An 854-nucleotide genomic window follows, 5' to 3' on the forward strand; every position below is an offset into this window, starting at 1 on the left:
ACACTGTCCGGAATAGTTAACTTACCACTTAATGAAGCACAATTATTAAATGCATTTGTACCTATTGATGTTACATTGCCTAAATCTAGAGTTTTTACACTGGTATTATTTTGGAAAGAATAATTACCGATGGTTGTACCATCTTCATTACCTTTAATAATAATTGAAGTGATTTTGTTATCTTCTGCAAAAGCATAATCACCGATAGTTTTTACTGATGATGGAATTACTAATTCATCAACTAATGAAGTACATTTATAGAAAGCATAGTTACCGATTGTTTCTACTGAAATTGGAATTGTAATTTCTGTTAAAGCAGTACAACAACTAAAAGCATAATCACCGATAGTAGTGATTTTGTCAGTTAAATTAATACTCTTTAATGATGTACAATTACTAAATGCATTTAGTCCTAAATAAGTTAAGTTATCATTAAGTACAACATCAGTTAGATTTTTACAACCTAAAAATGCTCTAGAAGATACCTTTTCTACATCCTTTAAGAAAGTAACTTCAGTAACAACTTTATTATTTTGGAAGGCTGATGGTCCAATCTCTGTGATGCCACTAGGAATTGTTACTTCTGAATTATCACCTTGATATGAAAGAAGTACATTGTCTTTAACTACAAATTCATCATTATTATTTAATAATACAAAACTTGCATTATTGATATATGGTGAAAATTTAGCTACATAATCACTATAACCATCAACAGGAACATAGACAGTTTCTAGGTTGTTCATATATTCAAAAGTATCTGCACATGGAGTGGTTGGTACTTTTTCAGTATTAAATGTAATCTTCTTTACACTAGTCATATTATAAAATGGATTATAGTAATAACCATTTGA

General features: G+C 28.8%; 1 protein-coding gene. It reads right to left on the minus strand.

Going from position 1 to position 854, the window contains the following annotated elements:
* Nucleotides 1–821, minus strand: an 821-nt coding sequence (locus WMO18_RS10900) for a leucine-rich repeat domain-containing protein (RefSeq protein WP_367286614.1), incomplete at its 3' end; no start/stop codon positions are given.
* Nucleotides 822–854 lie beyond the last annotated feature (33 nt).

Source organism: Ruminococcoides intestinihominis, from assembly GCF_040096285.1.
Taxonomy (GTDB): Bacteria; Bacillota; Clostridia; order Oscillospirales; family Acutalibacteraceae; genus Ruminococcoides; species Ruminococcoides intestinihominis.